The organism is Rhizobium sp. MHM7A (assembly GCF_005862215.1).
In the GTDB taxonomy this organism is placed as follows: Bacteria; Pseudomonadota; Alphaproteobacteria; order Rhizobiales; family Rhizobiaceae; genus Rhizobium; species Rhizobium bangladeshense.
Genome location: NZ_VCHT01000001.1, coordinates 798,678 through 818,137 on the forward strand (window position 1 = coordinate 798,678; position 19,460 = coordinate 818,137).

The 19,460-nt window shown below is 53.9% G+C and carries 20 protein-coding genes; 9 read left to right on the forward strand and 11 right to left on the reverse strand.

The window, feature by feature from the left end:
* Positions 1-6 precede the first annotated feature (6 nt).
* Both FFR93_RS04695 and FFR93_RS40710 read left to right on the forward strand, forming a co-directional pair.
* Entirely contained in the window at positions 7-1,047 is a 1,041-nt protein-coding gene (locus tag FFR93_RS04695; RefSeq protein WP_138392214.1) for an SPFH domain-containing protein, read from the forward strand.
* Between the two features lie 222 nt (positions 1,048-1,269).
* Positions 1,270-1,422 (forward strand): hypothetical protein, encoded by a 153-nt coding sequence (locus FFR93_RS40710; protein WP_171049080.1) that lies wholly within the window; start codon positions 1,270-1,272, stop codon positions 1,420-1,422.
* A gap of 84 nt (positions 1,423-1,506) precedes the next feature.
* On the opposite strand, the gene FFR93_RS04700 is transcribed toward FFR93_RS40710, so the two are convergent.
* The 5 genes from FFR93_RS04700 to FFR93_RS04720 form a co-directional block, all read right to left on the reverse strand.
* A complete protein-coding gene (locus FFR93_RS04700) occupies positions 1,507-1,956 on the reverse strand; it encodes a hypothetical protein (protein WP_138392215.1) in 450 nt (149 codons plus the stop codon).
* 164 nt (positions 1,957-2,120) lie between these two features.
* The gene (locus FFR93_RS04705) at positions 2,121-2,417 is read right to left on the reverse strand and encodes a hypothetical protein (protein ID WP_138392216.1); all 297 of its coding nucleotides are present in this window, start codon (positions 2,415-2,417) and stop codon (positions 2,121-2,123) included.
* Positions 2,418-2,421: 4 nt separating this feature from the next.
* Positions 2,422-2,742 (reverse strand): hypothetical protein, encoded by a 321-nt coding sequence (locus tag FFR93_RS04710; RefSeq protein WP_138392217.1) that lies wholly within the window; start codon positions 2,740-2,742, stop codon positions 2,422-2,424.
* A 23-nt stretch (positions 2,743-2,765) separates the two neighbouring features.
* Entirely contained in the window at positions 2,766-3,089 is a 324-nt protein-coding gene (locus FFR93_RS04715; RefSeq protein WP_138392218.1) for a hypothetical protein, read from the reverse strand.
* A 27-nt stretch (positions 3,090-3,116) separates the two neighbouring features.
* The gene (locus FFR93_RS04720) at positions 3,117-4,853 is read right to left on the reverse strand and encodes an NAD+ synthase (RefSeq protein WP_138392219.1); all 1,737 of its coding nucleotides are present in this window, start codon (positions 4,851-4,853) and stop codon (positions 3,117-3,119) included.
* Between the two features lie 299 nt (positions 4,854-5,152).
* On the opposite strand from FFR93_RS04720, the gene FFR93_RS04725 reads away from it, so the two are divergent.
* Positions 5,153-6,688, forward strand: a complete 1,536-nt coding sequence (locus tag FFR93_RS04725) for a hypothetical protein (RefSeq protein ID WP_138392220.1) — start codon at positions 5,153-5,155, stop codon at positions 6,686-6,688.
* Entirely contained in the window at positions 6,685-8,301 is a 1,617-nt protein-coding gene (locus FFR93_RS04730) for an ATP-grasp domain-containing protein (protein ID WP_138392221.1), read from the forward strand. The genes FFR93_RS04725 and FFR93_RS04730 overlap by 4 nt, the downstream gene beginning before the upstream one ends.
* A gap of 54 nt (positions 8,302-8,355) precedes the next feature.
* Here the strand turns inward: FFR93_RS04730 and FFR93_RS04735 are convergent, their stop codons facing one another.
* The gene (locus FFR93_RS04735) at positions 8,356-8,580 is read right to left on the reverse strand and encodes a hypothetical protein (protein WP_138392222.1); all 225 of its coding nucleotides are present in this window, start codon (positions 8,578-8,580) and stop codon (positions 8,356-8,358) included.
* A 302-nt stretch (positions 8,581-8,882) separates the two neighbouring features.
* Here FFR93_RS04735 and FFR93_RS04740 point away from each other — a divergent pair, with 302 nt between their 5' ends.
* The gene (locus tag FFR93_RS04740) at positions 8,883-10,724 is read left to right on the forward strand and encodes a hypothetical protein (RefSeq protein WP_171049081.1); all 1,842 of its coding nucleotides are present in this window, start codon (positions 8,883-8,885) and stop codon (positions 10,722-10,724) included.
* A 25-nt stretch (positions 10,725-10,749) separates the two neighbouring features.
* Here FFR93_RS04740 and FFR93_RS04745 read toward each other — a convergent pair whose 3' ends face one another.
* A complete protein-coding gene (locus FFR93_RS04745; RefSeq protein WP_138392224.1) occupies positions 10,750-10,992 on the reverse strand; it encodes a hypothetical protein in 243 nt (80 codons plus the stop codon).
* A 189-nt stretch (positions 10,993-11,181) separates the two neighbouring features.
* On the opposite strand from FFR93_RS04745, the gene FFR93_RS04750 reads away from it, so the two are divergent.
* Positions 11,182-14,376, forward strand: a complete 3,195-nt coding sequence (locus FFR93_RS04750) for a DEAD/DEAH box helicase (protein WP_171049082.1) — start codon at positions 11,182-11,184, stop codon at positions 14,374-14,376.
* On the opposite strand, the gene FFR93_RS04755 is transcribed toward FFR93_RS04750, so the two are convergent.
* From FFR93_RS04755 to FFR93_RS04765, 3 genes are all read right to left on the reverse strand, one after another.
* Positions 14,342-15,118 carry a hypothetical protein gene (locus FFR93_RS04755; protein WP_138392226.1) on the reverse strand — a complete coding sequence of 259 codons (777 nt, stop codon included), beginning with the start codon at positions 15,116-15,118 and terminating at the stop codon, positions 14,342-14,344. The genes FFR93_RS04750 and FFR93_RS04755 overlap by 35 nt on opposite strands.
* Before the next feature lie 59 nt (positions 15,119-15,177).
* Positions 15,178-15,648, reverse strand: coding sequence for a ribonuclease HI (gene rnhA, locus FFR93_RS04760; RefSeq protein WP_138392227.1), 471 nt, complete (start codon positions 15,646-15,648; stop codon positions 15,178-15,180).
* Between the two features lie 75 nt (positions 15,649-15,723).
* Positions 15,724-16,296, reverse strand: a complete 573-nt coding sequence (locus FFR93_RS04765; protein ID WP_138392228.1) for a hypothetical protein — start codon at positions 16,294-16,296, stop codon at positions 15,724-15,726.
* Between the two features lie 222 nt (positions 16,297-16,518).
* Between FFR93_RS04765 and FFR93_RS04770 the strand changes: the two genes are divergently transcribed.
* Together FFR93_RS04770 and FFR93_RS04775 are read left to right on the forward strand one after the other, a co-directional pair.
* Positions 16,519-17,193, forward strand: a complete 675-nt coding sequence (locus FFR93_RS04770) for a non-canonical purine NTP pyrophosphatase (protein WP_171049083.1) — start codon at positions 16,519-16,521, stop codon at positions 17,191-17,193.
* A gap of 297 nt (positions 17,194-17,490) precedes the next feature.
* A complete protein-coding gene (locus FFR93_RS04775; protein ID WP_138392230.1) occupies positions 17,491-17,688 on the forward strand; it encodes a hypothetical protein in 198 nt (65 codons plus the stop codon).
* Between the two features lies 1 nt (position 17,689).
* Here the strand turns inward: FFR93_RS04775 and FFR93_RS04780 are convergent, their stop codons facing one another.
* Entirely contained in the window at positions 17,690-18,070 is a 381-nt protein-coding gene (locus tag FFR93_RS04780; RefSeq protein ID WP_138392231.1) for a hypothetical protein, read from the reverse strand.
* A 404-nt stretch (positions 18,071-18,474) separates the two neighbouring features.
* On the opposite strand from FFR93_RS04780, the gene FFR93_RS04785 reads away from it, so the two are divergent.
* Positions 18,475-19,074 (forward strand): hypothetical protein, encoded by a 600-nt coding sequence (locus FFR93_RS04785; RefSeq protein ID WP_138392232.1) that lies wholly within the window; start codon positions 18,475-18,477, stop codon positions 19,072-19,074.
* Positions 19,075-19,460: the final 386 nt, after the last annotated feature.

The following is a 19,460-nucleotide window of genomic DNA, read 5'->3' on the forward strand; positions in this document are numbered from 1 at the left end:
ATATCGATGCTTTTCACCATCTTCGCGACCTTCGCGTTGGCGTTCATTGTTCTAGCAGCGTTCATCATCGTGATGACGGGCTGGATCGTTGTCGACGAAAAGAGCTACGTCACCACCACGCTTTTTGGCGGCCGATATCACAAGACCTACACCGCTGGCCTTCACCTGAAGAAGCCGTGGCCGATTGAATCGAAGGACCGCACAGTCTCTCTACAGATTCAGGAAATGGTCATCAGCGCCTCGTCCGTCACTGAAGACGGTGCCAAGATGGGCATCACGGTCAAAGCCCAGTATTCGCCTAAGGAAGGCAAATACTACGAGGCTGCCTACACCCTGAGCGATCCAGTTCGCCAGATTCAGTCCTACCTCGAAGCCAATCTACGTGGCGAAATCAACGGTCAGACCGTTGCGACCATCCTGAAGTCGAAGGACGAGATTTCGAAGCGCATCAAGGCAGAACTTCTTGAAGAGTTCGACAAGTATGGCTTCGACCTCGCAGCCCTTCTCGTTGACGAGCCACATCTTTCGGCTGAAATGACCGCAGCATGGGAACGCAAGCTCATTGCCGAGCGCAACCTGGATGCCGCGAAGGCGGAAGGTGAAGTCGAAAAGGTAAAACGTGTCATGCGCGCTGAGGCTGAAGGTGAGGCGCTGAAGAAGAAGACTGAGGCACTCGTCGCTGCCCGCGAAATAATGGCTCGTGGTAACGCAAGTAGCTTGAACGAGTTTGTTGAAGGAATTCACGACGGTACGATCACTTCGCGTGACGCCCTCGGCTTCTTCAACGCTCTCGACACCCGTGAAGCTCTGCGCGACGCCTCGGCAAATGGTGGCAAGACGGTCTTCATCAGCGGCGGTTCCGACGTCCTGATGAACAACATGGTCGCTGCTATCAACTCCGATCACGAAGGTCACCCGGTGAAGCCAGCAACTCCGGCACCGGCCAGACCTGTTGCGGAAAAGCACCAGGTCTCTGCTGAACTGAAGCCTGGCGCAATCACGCCCAATGGGAAGCCTGCCCCCGGCACTGATCCCTTCCAAGGCTGATCCGGGTTCGATATAGAAACAGGCAAACGCCGTCAGGGACCTCTTGGCGGCGTTTTCTGTTGGGGCAATGGTCACAAGCGTGATTGACCGTTAGGATTAGGGGCAGAACTCACAGGAGACTAAACAAATGGGCAAAACCCTCGACGAACTGTCGACGAGGCAATCGGATCTCAACTGGAGCACATCCACGATGAAATTCTAAGGGACAAAGAGGCGTCGGCCGTGGTGATGGGCGTAGCTCTGAAGCTGTCGCACCGTTTCGACAAGGATCAGGGCGTGGTTGCCTCTGACATTGACTCGGCGTTCAAGTACAAGCACGGTGAAGAACCATCCGATTGGGCCGACACCATGCGCGATAACGCAATGAGACGCTGACGGGTTCAAAGGGCGCTCATCCCGCCCTTTCCTCTTTTAAGGAAACCTGGCTTCTGAGACGAACTACCTTCAACAGAAGTGTGATTAACCAACCGAAATCGCCGCAGCGTAGGCCTGATCCACGTATTCCTGTGCGTTCAGGTCTCCACTGGTAACAATGCAGCGAACGTATTCACGATAAGACCAGGCCGCGAGCCAGGCATGAGGATGACCCGTAACACGCAGGACGAAGGCATCGATCTGGTCAATTTCCAGCACCAGTTCAGGGTCGGAGAGATCAAGGTGGACGAGACCGCCGTAGGCTTCACGATCCTTTGCCGCCTGACGACGATCTTCGCGGGTCTTCGCTTTTTCGAGGCCGCTGGCATAGTGGAAGCGCTGTTGCGCGAGAGCGAAATCTCCGGCGGCGTATGAAGGGTAATAGGAAATCCCGGCAGTGGGGATGTTCAGGGTTTTCGGAGTGGAGCTGTCGTCGATCTTCTTGGAGGAAGTCTTGTCTTTAGCACCTGCCTTAAACCCAACTATCACGCCCATGGTAAGGATACTCCGTTGCTCTTAAACGGAAATGTATCGCAAACACTGGCAATGTCAACAATTTGGAAGCAAGATAATTTCTGATTTTTAGGTTGACCGCTGTTTGAATAACCAAAAAACTTCAATACAGGCATCAGCAAACACAAAGGAATTCACATATGCCCTTAAGAGATCGGTTCGACGCCGCGATGAATGGATTGATGGCCGTGTTCTACCTGTGGCTTGGTATAGCAATTTTGGCAGCGCCTCAGATGGTCCAAACGATCCAGGCACTGGATGATGGTCGACGCAAATCGGTTTTTGTTTGCTGCCTGTTCTTTGCCGTCGTCTGCTTCGTCGGCCTGTCGACGAAAATCGGCCTTCTGCGGGCGAACAACTTCACCAGGGACGAGACCATTTTCCCACTTGCCGGTGTTTTCGCTGTCGCCCTTTACCTGCTGTAATCCGACCGTCCGGATCATCCAGTCAGATCGTTGAGGGGAAGCCTTTTTGATCGATGGGAGTGTTGGAAGCCAAAGCAAGCCGGACGCGTTCCGGCACGCCTTCATCCTCAAGAGCGGCGCGACCCGTGCCGTTCAGGCTGAAGCGATCCATCGAACTGCCCTCATCCTTCGTCGATGAAACGCAGCAATGAGACAGGAGGTTGGAGACCGTGCGATAGGAAAGCCGTTCCACGCCAAGATAGCAGATGAAGCCCTCGCACACGATTTCCGCGTCTTCATGGTTCCCGGCCTTCTCCTCGGCATTCATCTGCCGCAGAACTTCCCAGGCACGTTTTGTCAGCATCAGCGCGTCTCTCTTCACTTTTATCAGCCTGGGCCGGAACTTCCCGGAAACGGGATAACCTCTGCGGTCCTCGGCGAGATCAGCTCAGTGCCATAACCACTGACCGGCTCACCGATCTTGTTGTCGTGCTCATCAACCCGGTGCCACGTCCAGAAATTGGAAATGCCGGATACTGGGCCGCTATGTCCGAGATACTGCCCACTCTCGATCCGGACCCGGTAGCCATCCTTATGGTCAACGATCAGGCCTGGTTCAAATCCGGGATCAGGAAAGTACCGATCCCGGATTTCAGATGCGATCCTCAAGAGGTTTGGATCGTAATAATCGCCGAATGGTCCATAAGGCATGTCAGACTCTCCGTTTCGGAGCCGACCTTACTTCTCCACGAACTTGTTGACCAGCGGGTAACGCCAATCAAGCTTCGAGAACGACTTCATATGAATCTTTGGCTTCGGGCAGCTCTGATCACGCTTGAACTCGTTCTGGCGCAGTCTGGCCCGCACGAAGATGACCGTTTCGAGCGAATGTCCGGTTTCCTGGGCAATGCGCTCATTGGTCCAGCTCTCCCGGTTGTCGACCATCGCCTTGATGATGCTGTCGAGGATCGGATAGTCCGGCAAGCTGTCGGTATCCTTCTGGTCAGGACGAAGCTCGGCCGACGGCGCACGATTGAGGGTCTCGTAAAGAGCAAGCGCCGCGTCCTCGGTCAGCGTGACGGGTTTGCGACCAAAAGCTTCAACGAACCGGCTCTCGAAAACGGCATCACCTTCCACCGCGTGACGGTGACGCATCTTCAGCAAATCGATGACTTCAGTCGCGTAGAGGTCACCAATTGGATTGTACGCGCCCCTCATGTCGCCATATAAGGTTGCATAGCCCATGGCCACTTCGGACTTGTTGCCGGTCGAGGCAATCATCGCGCGGTACCGGTTCGAATAGAATGACAGATAGTCGCCCCGAATTTGCGGCTGCAGGTTTTCGTCTGCCAGGCCAGGAGCCTCTTGCCCGAAGACAGCATCGAGTTCTGCAAGGAAACGGTCGAACACGCCACCGATGGGAAGGGTATGGGTCCGAATGCCCTGACCTACGCCCGCCGCCAGACGGAAGGCATAGGTGTTGGAGATGTCAGCCGTGTGCTGGCTCGGCATCGTAATGGCGCGAAGCAGGTCCTCGCCAAGAACGTCCGACACCATCAAGGCGACCATGCAGGAGTCCTTGCCACCGGAAAGGCCAAGCACGACCGACTTCCAGACGCCGTTCTTGTAGAACCAGTCACGAAGGCCCATACATGCGGCGATATACTTTTCCACCGTGTCATGGGGCTTGAGCGGCTCCTTGGTCGCAACCAGCTTCAAGGGACCGGCGGCGTCACGCGCGAATTCCACGACCTCAACGCCTTCGCGAAACGGGGCCATTTCATAGATGCGGCCGTCGAAATCGACCGCGCTGGAGCCGCCGTCGACCACGAGATCGTCACTGCCACCGACCTGGTTGACATAGACCATCGGCATACGGGTTTCGAAAACGCGTTCCATGACGATCTTGCGGCGGCGGGTTGCCTTGCCGATGGCATAAGGACTCGAATTGATGACCAGAACGATATCGCCCTGCGCAAGCGGTGCCTTCTGCCAGATTTCCTCGCAAATGCCGGTGACGATATTGAAGCGACGGTCACCATCGATCCATTCGTAGAAATCAGCCTGTGCGCCACTGCCATGTTCGAAATAGCGCTTGTCGTCGAAAACGTCATAGTTCGGGCGGTTGCGCTTGCTGTGCGTCCAGACGATCTTCCCATCACGGGCGATCAGCAACATGTTGTAGGTACGATTGGAGTTCGTCCGTCCGCCATAGGGTGCACCGAAGACGATGGTCTTGCCGGTTTCACCGGACAGCGCGGCATATTTCTCGACCCAACGCGCGGTTTCCTGGATGAAAGCTTCGTTGAGGAAAAGGTCTCGCGCCATGTAGTTGGAGACATAGCACTCGGGCAGCACGTAAATGTCGGCATCAACAGAAGCAATGGCAACGGCAGCCTTGTTGAAGTTGCCTTCGAAATCGCCTGTCGTCGGATTCAGCTGGCACATGGCGATCTTAATGTTCTGCGTGGACATTTTATTTCCTTTGCGGGTTATTCACCCAGAGATTTATGGACAAATCAAAAGAACTTCAAGCCGGAAAACAGGAGAACAGGTCTCAGCGCTGACGAATATCAATTTTGGGTACGGGAAAATGGTTTCTGGTAAACGACATGTTGCCACAAAAGCGCTGAAAAACAGCTCAGAGGGCAGGCAAAAATTTTGTTGACGAAAATTCTTGAGACAGAGCTTGCGTAAAAGGAATTCGTCAACAAAACTATCCGCATCTGAATTCCTTTCGGAAATTCAAATCTGTCATATTTGCTGGAGAACCGATGCCAAACGCCGAGAGAACCATCCCTGATGAATTCGCTTCTGAGAGCGCCCCGCGCCGCCCAATGAGGTTTGCGGACCGGCCTCCGGGTAGCACGTTTGATCTCCGGGAACGCATTTCCTCCAACGACAGAGTGATGAAAGCGCTTAGCTCACTGGGGTTCGTAGACGGACCCTGGTCTCTCGACGCAGACTTGAAAAACGAAGCCAAAAAGGCAATGGAAGCGGTTCTAGCTGACGGTAATGATATTGGCATGTCGCTGAGTAATTTTTTCGCTCGGTTAAGGGATGATTCCCTTCTGGCCAAAGCTTCCGTACATACGAGAACCGTCGCGTATCCGAACGACTTGTGGAAACGAGAGCCGTTCTTTGGTGTTGTCACGCCGTTCCATACCACATCCGTTGCTGCAGCCATCCGGAAACGCCCAGACCTTGTGGGGCTTTTGGGCGAATGGTACCGGGTGTTTGACGAACTGCACATCGATGATTTTCCCGAGGTGGCTCCGGAGAACATCGACGAGACTGCCGACGAACTTATCCGTGACGCTCTCAAGTTTGCGACTTTCGAAAAAAGTAAGTTGGGAACGATGACCGTCATGGTCGGGCAGCACATGTACCAGATCAGGAAGCGTGGTTGTCACGAACGCAACGCCCTTGAAATGGTGCAAAGAATCGAACCGCACCCGGCCGGGGAGCGGAAGTTCAACTGTACAAACCAACCTGTGTTCTTGGAAAACCTTTGTTGCGAGGGACGAATGCTGTCAGCTTCGTTGCTAATCCAGGGAAATCGGGTTCTTGCCATGGGAACCGACGACACTACAGCGATAAACCAGATTTTCGCGCCCGAAAATCTAGGCAACCTGTTGATGACCGAACATATTTTCTTCCAGCAGGAGACGCAGGATCAAGTGACTAGAAAGACGGAGTCCGATGCGCTCGGTTTCGACACATCAGTTTTCGATTTCGACATTCCTGAAGAAAAATCCTCTCAGGAAACAAAACATGTTCCATTGACTGAGGAATTCTTTGACATCATTGCGGACGCTGTCGGTCAGACATGCGTCGGCACGCGAGCAATATTCACTGCAAGGGTGCTAATCACCGACACCAATGTACGTATTTTCGCGTATGAGGGCGACCGTCTATGGAGGCGCGGCGTCGAGCTGTCAATGCCGCCGAAGCTCGATAACGGGCTACTGGAAAGCTTGCATTTTGCCAATTTCGAGCAGGAGATCGCTGATATCGAAAAGCTAGCGGATCAGGCTTTGGAGAGCAAAGTTTTCGCCAGTTGCCTTGAATACCTTGATTTCGACGAGGGGGACATTCTTGACCTGGTCAAGAAAAAGATGGTCGAAATCCTTGTGGATACCGTTAAGGAGCGCAACGGCGTACGTCCAGAGAACCCAAATCATCGGGAACTCTGGCGCGAATTAGAAGCCGCAAAACAAGACGGGTGTTTCTACATGAACGCTGTCTTTGACCGGTATTGTGCGTCCAGTAAACCTTCGCCGAAAAGACCTTTCAGGAGCATGAAATGAGCAATACTGTACAGATTGAAAAAGGCTTACGAGACGTCTACGTCGAAAGAGCACGCGCAAAAAAGACAAGCCCTGATTTGAGGCCTGCCTGGGTTGGGCAATTCTGGAATGTCGAGAACATGCCACAGGAAATGTTTCGTCCGCCCCAGAGCGAACGACCCGCAAAATCAACGTGCCTGATCCAACTCGTGCGAAATGTCCCCTACAAGGAAGTGATCGAGCGAGCCGCCGAATTTCGTCCGGAAGCGCGCGAAATCCTTGAAAAATGGCGTCTTGCCTGGGAGCGAAGCTTTCCGGGATTCAATGACGATCCATCTTGGAACCATGAGAAAGTCGGCCAGAGCTATGTGGGATGGACCCTTTCGCAGTTGAAGTGGCACTTCGACAGAGGCGAAAAAGGTCTGACCGTAAAGCCGAGCGCCAAGAATTCCCTGCAGGCCGTCGGCTTATCGGAAAAGGCAAAGTTCTTTGCAGAAGTCGACCATGCTGCCGGTTACGCCAAGGACGATCCGCGAGATTCACGGCTTCACATTATCGACGATGCGGATACCGTGCTGAGCTGTGCGTCGATGTTGCCAGGGGGCGTTACCCTTGTTCATAGCGGCATGGCATTCCGATACATCGGCAAGCACGAAGACGGATTGCCGATGTTCAAAAATGTCGGGAACGTTGAGCCGTGGATGGAACACCGTCTGAATGACCACCCGGAATACTGGTTCTGGCCACCGTTCATGAAATACATGAAGCGCCGGTCCATTTTTGCCGCCAATCGAGAAACCGCTGCTGCCATCATTGCCGACATGGCGTGGCAAGGTGAGACCCATGCCTTTATCAAAGGCGCTTCATCGAAGTCCGGAACGTGGACGATTGATCTCACCGGCATTCGGACCGTCGAGGATGCGGATAGCAAGCTCACGATGCTCAAGGCAACTGATGCCAGCATCGTCCAAGAACGCCTGCCGTTTACTCACGAGCAGCGGTTTTACATTCACAATGGACGGCTAATCACGTCCGCCTGCTCCGACCGGAACTTTTCCCGCATTGACTGCAGGGAAGGAAAGCGCCTGGATGACCGTCTCGCCGTTCTAAAGGTTCCCGCGATCAACCAAGGGGCATACGACCGAGGCATCACCTCCTATGTCGTTGATCGAAAGACTTCAGCCGCATTTGCCCGGGAAGTAAGGAAAATCGCAGCAGAGCTGAAGACATACGGCATCCTGAACTATGTCGTCGACATGGGGTTGACGGAGCGCGGCATCACAGCTGTCGAGATCAACACGCTGCACTATGCTGGTCCTTACTGCATGGATCATCGTTGGCAAGCAAGGTCTTATGCAAAGGCGCGAAAAGCCGAGATGGCACAACTGAAGACGCGCATTATCGACGAGGCTTCTCGCTTGATTAATTGTGATGCCGAAACGTCGAAGGCTGTGCCGTCTTTCGTGACAGAACGCGTCTGTCAGAAAACTCTCGATGAACAATCCAAGAGAAGCACTGCCGCCCGGGCCGACCTGAGCCATGCTGAAGCTTGCGAGAGTGAAGCTGCAGCACGCGTGGTGACAAAAGCGCTTTTGCACCGTCTGGCAACGGCTGCACTGCAGGATGCGGCGTAACCTGGTTTATCCCGTCGAGGGCTACTCGGAACACCCGGTAGCCCTCGAAAAACATTAAGCGTCCGGCGTGATACGGCGCGTTGTCTCGCGGACCATGCGCCGGTTCCTTTCAACAGCGGCCTGCAAGGTCTCATCCAGCGTGTCGAAACAGGGAACGTTGTATTTCTTGGCCAGTATTCTGAGATAGCTCATTTTCGGCCCATCGGCTGGTGCCCCTAAAATGACCTTGCCGCTCTTCACCCAATCGCCGAATTCCACATTCGTCGTGAATGCTGGCATCGCCGCAATCTCGCGCGGCACCCAGAACACGATGACGGACGCCTGCTTCAGAGCTTCCCATTCCGGCTATCCGGATTTCCAGGTTGAACCTCGAAATTTCCGTCAACGGTTTATTATCTATGACTGGCTATCGGTATGTTGACACGATAAGCCGTTCATGTTTTGGTTTATGTCAACATTAACCGCGAGCCGCTAAGGCAAAATTCCCGTCGAAACAGGACTGAATGATTAGAGTTTTCGAAACGCGTATTTCAAGAGATGAAGCATTCACAGGCAAGGGCCTGGAGGGATTTGCGCATCTCATGTCTATGGCGGAACGGAAAATCCATGCATTCTTGATGGCCGGAAACGAATGGACGGCGGAAAACTACGCATCGATCTACCAGAAACTCGGGCTATCCTCCACCGCGTTCCGATCTGCAAAGACCAGTTACGAGGGTAAGATCGATTCCGTTAAAGAACTGGTGAAACTCAACATCGCCACTCTGGAAGGCAAAATTAAAGCCAAGGAAAAACAGGCGAAGGAAAAGCTGAAGGAGAACGAGGCTCTCGCGGGAAAAGTCGAAAAATCCGTTCTCAAACTCAAAGGGCTGAAGGGGAAAATCGCAGAGCAAAAGGAGAAACTTGATGCTCTGCCGGTTGTGAAGGTAGTGCCACGCGAGAAAGCCCTGGCTCGACTGAAGAAGCTCCTGGATAAGGCAGATATCGAGCGGGCAAAAATCAAAGAGCTTCGTGTCGCCACCAAGAAAAACAGGAACGACATCCATGCGCATAATCGTCGGATCGGCAATCTGCAGGCAAAGTTGGACGTCGCGGAAGCACGTCTGCAAAACCCCTCCATCGCTTTCGGGTCGAAGACGCTGTTTCGCAAACAGAACAACCTCGCGAAAAACGGCTACAACAGCCACAAGGAATGGCTGAACGACTGGCGGCAGACACGCAAATCGTCCTTCTTCCTGGTCGGGGCACGATCCGCGCCGGGCGGAAATGAGCTGGTGAGGCTATCGCTTCTGCCAGACGGTAATTTTACCCTTGAACTTCGTCTACCGCCGAAGCTGGCATCGCAGGCAACAGCGGCGACCAAAGTCAACGGCCGGGTTATTCCCTCCATCGTTTTTAACGGCCTGAATTTCAATCATGGCCATGACGTCCTCGTCGATGCGCTTGCCGCTCAACAGCCACTATCGTTCCGCTTCATTCGAGACGAAAAGAGCTGGAAGGTGATGGTCACCGTTGATGAAGCTCTCCCAGATGCCGGAACCATCGATTGGTCGTTTGGTGCGCTGGGCGTCGACTTCAACGCCGATCATATCGCTGCATCTCTGGTTGATCGGTTCGGAAATCCCGTCGAAACGTGGCGTTTCGACTTTTGCCCTGAGGGAAAAACCTCGGACCAGAACCTCGATGCGATGCGCAAGATCGCCAAAGAGATTGCGCTCCTGGCAAAGCAACACGGCGTCCCCGTCGTTTCCGAATATCTGGATTTCGCCAAGAAGAAAGAGCAGCTCGGCGCTGCCTTCGGCAAGGCCTACGCCTACATGCTGTCGAACCTGGCTTACTCGGCTTTTGACAAAGCACTGACGTCAGCCTGTGCCCGCCATGCCGTGCATCTGCGGCGGGTAAACCCCGCCTATACCTCTTTGATCGGTCGCACCAAGTTCGCTCGCCGTTATGGCTTGAGCGTCCATGCGGCCGCCGCTGTCACTATCGCCCGCCGGGCGATTGGGTTGTCCGAACGTGTGCCATTCGTGGTCCAGAGGAACGTTCTCGTCCCTCTGGACACAGGCGATCATGTCACCCTGTGTCCCCCTGCAAGGACGAACATCAGGCATGTATGGTCGAGTTGGAGCGATTTGCAGCGTCAGTACAAAAAGGCGACAGCCAAGGCGTATGCCGAGGCTGGACGGGCGGAAGGATCAACCTCCCGATCCAAAGCAAGGAGGCCGACCCGAAAGGGGAGGCAAAGCCTGCGGGATAGATGGGCCAATGGCCCCTCGTCATTGTCCGGATCGGGAGTGGCTCCCGCTATGGAACGCAACACCCGGGCAAGGGCTTGCCTGGGTGGCATATCGTCCATCGAGACAATACGTTTACCTCTGGATGGCTTCGGTTGGTCTCAGCGATCAACCGAAGTTTCCGGATAGCCCCCATTCCCAATGGACCTGCGCGTCATATTCTCCATGAGGTCCCCAATGCCTGCCTCGGGGACATCGATGTCTCCCAGAAAAGCCAGTTCAGCCAGCTTCTCCAGCGCTTCCGGCCGCCAACTTTCGACATCTGACGAACGCGGGGCAGGACCTGCCAGAAAGATGGATGGGCGAAGAGGCTCAAGCGCGTAAACCAGCGCATTTCCGCATTTTTATTTTTCGGAACGCCAGCCCGAACGGCCTTGATGATGTCGACAATACCCACTGAGAACTCCCTGACGATTAAAAAGTAAAAAGCATGATTTGCAACTGCATCCAAAACAAGGGAATTTTCGACGCAACTCCTTACAGACCAGGAGTTCGTGAAATTTCTCAAAGGAATCCTGCCAAAAATCGTTGACCATCATCCGGAATTGCCGAACCATGATTGCGACCCCACCTCTGGGCCGCAACAGTGAACGCATCGCATAAAATCAAACTGGATTTTGTAAAGCTCTTTTCCGACAAGGCAGGACAGCCGTTTTCTACGTTCGCTAAGGTGAAGACGGCGATTGACGGTCTCCGATATCCAGAGCAGCGCGGAGCTGCCTTCGAGGCGTTCTCGACCGCAATTCTCGCGACCGATCCGAAGCTCCAGGTGGAACATATTTATCGAGTCGCAGATGCGCCCTCCACCCTCCTGCAAAGTCTCGGAATCGTTGACGAAGCCGACAACGGGATCGACCGGATCATCGTCGATAAGATCGGCCGCGTTATTGCAGTCCAGCAGAAGTTTCACCTGAAGCCGGAGCAGAACGTCGTATACAGCGACCTTCCCACGTTCTTCCAACAGGCCACGAACGTCTCGCATCACCTGATTGCCACAACGGCTGTCAGCGTGAACCTGGGCAACAAGGTCGTCAAAAACCTCTCGATGGCCGAGAAAAATACCATGACTGTCATGGGCCTCGATGCCCATATGGACCTAAGAAAGGACCATATTGCGAGGGCGGTAGAGTGGCTGGCGGGCAAGGTAAAAACACCGGGTTCCCGCTTCCAGCCAAAACCACACCAGCTGACCGCAATCAGCGACGTCACGAAGTGGCTGAAAAAGAACGACCGCGCTATCCATCACTCCGCTTGCGGCACCGGCAAAACGCTTTCTTCCATTCTCATGGCGGAAGAGGTGCTGAGCAAAGGCGGCACCGTCCTTGTGATGGAGCCCACCCTCACCCTCATCAAGCAGAACCTAGCAGTCTGGGCATCCGAGATCGCTGCCTCCGGTCGGCCAGTCAGTTTCCTTGTTGCCTGTTCTGACGAAACTGTTGCAAGCACAGGTATCGACGACATCTCGAAGTCCGAGGTCGGCTTTCCAGTCACGACCCATGACGCGGCGGTCAGCAACTTCTTGAAGCAGAAACGCCGTCCGGGAGAACTTCGGGTCGTATTTTCGACCTATCACTCCTCAGACGTCATCGAAAAAGCCCTCAAAAGCGCGAAATTCCGATTTGATCTCGGCATCTTCGATGAGGCGCACCGCATGGTCGTCAGCCAGGTCCAGAATGATGTCATCAGCAATTTTTCCCGACCCCTTTTCGATGAAAATATTCCGATCAGGAAACGCTTGTTTCAGACGGCGACGCTCAAGAACATTCAGCTCAAGGGCTATGTCCCGCCCGATAGGGACGTCGAATTCGTGTCAATGGACAATGAAGCACTGTTTGGCCAGGTGGCGCATAGCTATTCCTTCGGCCAGGCTGCCGATGCAGGCGTTATCAGGCGCGTGAAGCTGCTGGTGGTCCAGATTGACGTCAACGACCTCCCTGTAGACCTCAACAGCCTGCGAGTTCAGCTTGAGCGCGCGGAGGTCAACGGACACATGGCCGCGCATATTGCCAGCCTGAAAAAGGCGGTCGCGGAATGCGGCGCTCGGAAGATCATCTCATTCCATGGCTCGAAGAAGAGCGCAGAAGTCTTCGCGGACCTGAGCCGGGAAGCTTTGCAGGACTTCCAGACAGGTGTGGTTCACAGCGGACAACGGGCCACGACCCGAGCCAAGAACGTCAAGCTACTCGAAGGCACGAAACCGGCCCTCGTGACGAATGTTCGCTGCTTGACAGAAGGCATGGATGCCCCTGCAACAGACCTCGTTGCTCTACTGGCCGAAGTCAAATCGGAAATCGACATTACCCAGATCATCGGCCGCTGCGTCCGTATGCCAAAGAACCCTGTTTCGGATCATGGGCACGTCCTATTGCCATTAGTGATCTCTAACACTGAGGATATGAGCCGTGAACGGTTGGCCGACATCCCCGGCATGAAAACATACCGCGAAGTCTTCAAGGTACTGCTGGCGCTCGATCCTGAATTCCAGTCCGCTTACCTGACATTCCGAAAGGCGAAAGCAAGCAAAGACCCCAAGCCAACCGAGGACGCGCGAGCCGTTCTCGACCAGCATATCGGCTTCATTAATTTCTCAGGAGATGAACTGGCCGATCTGATCCGCGTCTCTTCAATCGACCCTATCGAGGGCAATTTCTGGGACCATTTCGCGCTTCTGGAAGCGGCTTCGCAAACCCATGGCCTGAACCAGGTGAACAAGTTATTCGTGACCGAATGTGGCGTCCGACTGGGTCTATGGCTTGCCAATCAGAAAACATTCATGCTTTCCGGTAAAATGGACGAGAAGCGTGAAAACGCTCTACGCAAGCTTGGCATCAATCCGACGTCGAACGAGTCCAGGTTCGGAGCCGGGCTGTCCTGGCTGCAGGCTTTCTCGGAGAAGCACGGTCATTGCAAGGTTCCGGCTCATGGCGAGTACCATAAGCTACGGGTCTGGCTCGATTCCCGGCGTCGCGATCTGAACAGAGGGTCCCTGTCAGAGGAGCGAAAGAATGCCATCGAAGCATGTGGCTTTTCCTTCGATGTGAAAAAGGATCAACGATTCGAGGAGGGATATCCGCATCTCCTCGCCTATTTCGCTGCCAACGGACATTCGAACGTACCTCACCGTTTCATCAATGAAGAGGGCTTCGAACTCGGGAGGTTTGTAACCGGCTATCTGCGAGACAAAGCCACCCAAGCCCGTCTGTCGGTAAAAGAGATGGCCAAACTTGAGGCCGTGAATTTCAAGAAGGACGGGCGGGAATACCGCCTGGTGGACGCGCTTGAAAACAAATACGCGCAGTTAAAGACGATCTACGATGAATTCGGCACCATTAAATTATCTAAATCAGATATGGCTCGTTTCAAACGATACAAGGGAAACCTTGCTGCGGTCAGATCGGCGCTGCGCGAGAACAGGGTCAATGATGATCTACGTGCGCGGCTTGCTTCCCTTGGCCTCGTGCAGCCCGTCGATCTGAAAGCGGTCCGGGCACGGATGTCTGCGCGAAGCAAGAGAAACAAGCCTAACAACACTGCGAGCTTCAACGAATTCATTCGCCTGCTGAAAAGCTACATCAAGAACGGTGGATCGCCCAACGTTCCTCAGAACGGTCCCTTGAGCATGTTCAAAGGCGTGCATCTTGGCGGGAGATTGAACTCCTGGCTGAAGGCGTGGCGCGACGACGAGCTATCGGACAAGCAGATCGCAACGCTTCAAGGCCTAGGGGTCGTCAAATACAGAAAGGCCCCTAAAGCGACAAAGCAATCTCGGAAGGCGGCGTGATCCCGAGCCGCTCGCGGATCATGGGCGCGGATACGTAACGTGAGTTTCCGACAGACTCGACGATCCCCTTTTCGTTGAGAGAAGCCCACAACGCCTGAGCTTTCTCGTTGCACACCTCGCTGCCCCGGAGAGCCATGCCCTGACGCTCCAGTTCGAAGGCAGCGGCGATGTACATGGCAGTCCCGATCCCCTTACCGGAATATGATGTCTCGTAGACCTGCTTGTTCGGGGATTCCGTGTTGGCATAGGCCACGAATGCCTGGTTGAGGCGGCGATTCACGAACTCGTCGTAGCGGTCGACCTGGGGTTTGAGCCACTTCTTCGAAAGAACGTTCTTGCGGTACCAAGGATCGAATTCGGCGGTGTTTTCGAGAATGATCCGAGGCGCATGTGATGTCCACCCGGTTGAAAAGTAATCGACGACATGCTGCAGCGTCGCGAGATCGGCAGTTTTAATGTCCGTCGAATCCATGCCATAGGGAAAGACCAGGTTGCCCGAGAAATGGCTCATGTAATTGAGCACGCCTGAAGGGAAGAATTTTGGTAAAGACGCTTCAGGCAGAAGCTCGATTTTGAGGTAACCGACCTTGACTTGCCCTATGAATGCGGTGACCTCATCAACGATGATCCCGCGATTTTCAGCTTCGACATTCGTTCCATAGGACATCCGGAGCCGCTCACCGGCTTTGGTCCTCAGATCGAGATCGATTTCCCATTCATGGTCTGGTGTCTTCGGTTGCATGCATGGCTCCTTAACTCATAGGAACCTATACCAGCCATCAGCAAATGACTATGAGACGGTCAGGCCGCTGCAGACTTCTTCTTGGCTTTCGCCGCCTGCTTGAAGGGAGCCATGCCCTGTCGGGCCAATGCGTCAGCACGCTCGTTGTCCGGATGCCCGGCATGCCCCTTGACCCAGTGCAGCTCCACCTTATGACGGCCTCGTTCCTCATCGAGCGCCTGCCACAACTCGGCGTTTTTGACCGGCTTCTTATCGGCAGTCACCCATCCGTTGCGTTTCCAGCCGAAAATCCATTTTGAAATGCCATCCTTCACGTAGGAGCTATCGGTATAGAGATTGACGACACAAGGCTCCTTCAGAAGACGAAGGGCTTCAATCGCGGCCAAAAGCTCCATGCGATTATTGGTCGTCTCCGCCTCGCCACCGCAAATCTCTTTCTCCTTTGCGCCAAAGCGAAGAATAGCGCCCCAGCCGCCCGGCCCCGGATTACCTGAGCACGCGCCGTCGCTGTAGATGTCGATGGATTTCATGGAAAACTCGTAGAAGAAATGCAATGCGTCAGTGTGGCCGGGGAAAGACATTGGCGTCAACAGAATTGCGACAAGCTATTTCAGTGCCAGGGCCTTAGGAGACATGTCGAACTGAATTTCGACAACGTCAGCACAAAACTGCACGTAACCAACAGTGAGCGGAACATTGATGCCCTGATGCCGGAAAAACGCAGCAAGGCCGTCGCTATCGATCTGCCGGTTTCCTGCTTCCACCCATAGGCCGTATTCAACCTCCTGCCCCCACCACCCAGTTGAAACAGGATTATGGATTGCTGCCATCTTCCTGGTGTCTTCCGGCGCTTCGACGGCGGGAAAGACAGGCCAGATATCGACATAGAGGTAGTCGGGACGCTTCCCAGCGAATGCAGATCGCACATCAGCAGCCGCGTTCGGAGATAACGCGTCGATGTTCAAGATCGTGATCTTGTCCCTATGCGGCCATTCCTCGAAGCCTGTAGAGCGCTTGAACAGCTCGATGACATCCGGATCGATCTCAAGAACAACGACGTTCTCCACCTCGTCTTTGGCCGCCACGGCGTGAAGGAACATGCCCATACCGAGACCGGCGATCAACACGTTGCCTTTCGAACAGTGAAGGTGCCAGGCGTGGCTCTCGATCTCCAGCATCGAGGTAGACATCCAGGCATCGCCATTATGACAGAGGACATCATGAGGCTTCTCGACACAGCATTCTGCCAGATAGCTTTCATAAATCCCGCCGGGCCGGGATCGTAGTGACCATGATCCGACGACGGTAGGCTGGTAATGAGGGATCGCCCAAGGCAAACCGAAGCCGTAGGACTGCTCGTATTCCTGGCTGAGACTCTTCAGATGATCTTGATATGTCACTTGGAAAACTCCGTTTCAGGAATGCTCCGTGATTTCTCTGAAACGATCAAATGCGGGCTTCCCATCCAAGGAGTTTTGCTGTCTATTTATTTCTCAATAAACGGTACAGGCATTATGAGCAAGATCGATTTTTCAAAGCTAAAACTTGTTTCCTCCAACGCAAGAAAGCTTGAGGAATACCGTCGTTTCGGTGTTGAAGATTTGCAGGTCGAGACCGGCGTTGACCTCAACGAAGTCGACGGTACTCCGCTCGAAGTCATCATTCACAAGGCAATCGCCGCAGGCCCCGGTCGCATCGTGGAAGACTCCGTTCTTGTCGTTGAAGGCGAAACCTTTGTCGACGCACGTTGGCGTCTGGATTCCGTGCATGAATGGTTCGGCAAACGCACGACCTGGGTCGTCAATCTTGGCGTCAACGAGGACGGCGTTGTCTCCGTCTATACCGGCACCGTAGACGGCGTCTTTCAGCCTGCACGCGGAAAAGGTTGGGATTATGACCCCTACTTCCTGATCGAGCACGAAGATATGACATTGGCCCAGCTCGAAAGCGTCGGCCGCAAAGACGAATACTCCGCAAGAAACCGCGCTGCTCGAAACATGATCGACAACGTTCCGACAGAACGTGCTGTTATCGAAGATGTTCAGGAATGGACAGGTAGTTTCCAGCATCCGTGATCAACACCCCTCGTTGACAGCGGGGGCTTGATTCCTTAGTCGCCGTCGTCGATCCAGTGGGAGCCATCAGATGTTTAGGAGTGCGGGGATTTACCGCATTGCGTCGTCGAACATGCTCAAGGGACGGTCACTCGTGCATCGCGGAAACCGCAGTTCTTCTTTGCGGGCCGACGACTTCCCGTGCGAAAAGCACGGAGAACGTCAAAATGCAAAATCAGAAAACACCAACCCAGATCGAAAAGCTCGGCCCGAAGTTCAAAGGACCTGATCGCCCGAAGTCTGGTCACAGGAGTTGCTATGATGACTATTGGGGCTCCAATGGCCGCTGTCACAGGCCCTTTGGCCGACTACCACACAGCAGATAGAACGGAAACGGCACAGCTGATTAAGGATGCGCGCGCGACCGACCAGCTTTTGGCGCAAATCATCAAGAATTCGGGAAATCAGAAAGCAACGGATTTCTTCATCTTGAAACAATCCGGTCTGAAGCTCTGAATCAGATTTTCGCGGCGTGGGCATTCAGCTTTTGCACGATGCCCGCGACCTTAGCGCTGACTATCCGCTCAGAGAATGGCCCCGGACGCTGATCAGCCAGGATTTTCTGAACATCGAGCATAGCATCAATGGTCCGCTCCTCCTGGCTGTTTGCTTCATGAAGTTTGTGAAGCCGGATCATAAGATCGACGATCTCGGCATCTGGCAGTCCGCGTGAACCATCGACGGCCAGGCCAATGTAAGCGGAAACAAGCTCTATAGCGTCGCTTTCACCCAAGTCGTGTCCGCGCTTCAAGGCATCTACAAGGGTAGTGCGGTCTTCATCTGATATGTCGCATCGATTGAGATGCCAAAGGACAAGAAATTCTGCTGCGGCGTTCATGAGGTCTCCTTTACATCAAGCCTGAACAACGGCCGGGTCGATGTAAAGGAACAAATCCAAAGAGTCACACTGGCCGGACGGTCCGGACTGGATGAACGTGGCAGCTCAAGCGATACGACCTCCAAACGTCATCTTAAAGAAGCCGATCAGACCAAAGCCCCATCCCAAGGTCCATTTCAGCGAGAACGAGCTTTTCCTCTGATGTAAGGTCCCGGATCACGTACAAGATTTGAAGCGCCCAAGGATCGACCGGCGAGGGAGGGGCCGTCTGGGAGGACAAGGAAATCCCTGCAATCATCCCGGACAAAATGTGACGTAATACAACACAATTCCTTCTGCACGAGCGGCGACTCGAAAGTTGCATGCGGAAGCAATACTGTTGATTGACGCGAAGGAGACTTGGCATGCGAGACCACACATTGGCGACTGAGTTAAAGAAGCTCGAACCTCGTTTTAGAGGCATTATTGGTAGAAGCCTCTTGGCGATAGCCATCGCAAGCTCCGTTATGACCGGTGGCGACCAAGTCTATGAATATCATAAAACGGAGCAAGCAGAGGCCAGGCAACTGTTTGTCGATGGCTTCGATACGCAGAACGCAGTAATCAGGATCATGGAACAATCCGGAGATCAAAAAGCGGCCGATCTCTTTGTTTTAAAATCGCTTCTCCAAGAGAAAAGAGACGTCATCGATGAGGCCATCGGGGAGACCAGCACACTGAAGAACCTGCTTGGTCTAACTGAGAACCGCGAGGCCCGTTCCGCAGCATATCAACGGCTGATGGATAGTGTTCAGATCAAAATAACTGAACTGGAGCAAAAGGGCATGAGACCGCTCGACAACCCTTCGGCACGGAAAAATAGCCAGGTGAAGTTTGACGATAATCATCTGGCACCCATTCTAATCAATAACCTTCGTCGAGTGGGCATTGAGCACTTGCGATATGATCCCAACCTTGGCTTTTACGATCCTATCGGAGAAGGGCCCCGGCCGCTGCGCGGCTAGCATTTCTGCACTTCAAGCATTGCGTCGATGATCCGCTCTTCCTGGCTGTTCGAAAACGAGAACATCAACACCGCTTATGCAGGGAAGTCCCCGAGATTGTTGGTCGCGATAACTCCAACGACGAGGAACATATCCTCACGGTAAACTTCCTTGCAAAATTGCAAGGAAGTCTCCGGTTCGCCTGTCAGACCTAAGAGAACCACATTCAACAATAATTCCCGCAGGAAATCTCAAAGGAGAACTTGCATACGAGGGCGCGATTATCTACGTTGAGTTTGTGCACATCGTAAGGTGCCAGCCGCCCACATCGGCAAAGTCACGCAGACACTTATTTGCAAAGAAATCCTTTGCTCCTTTCCGGAGCCAAGTGGGCAGGTTCCGTCAGG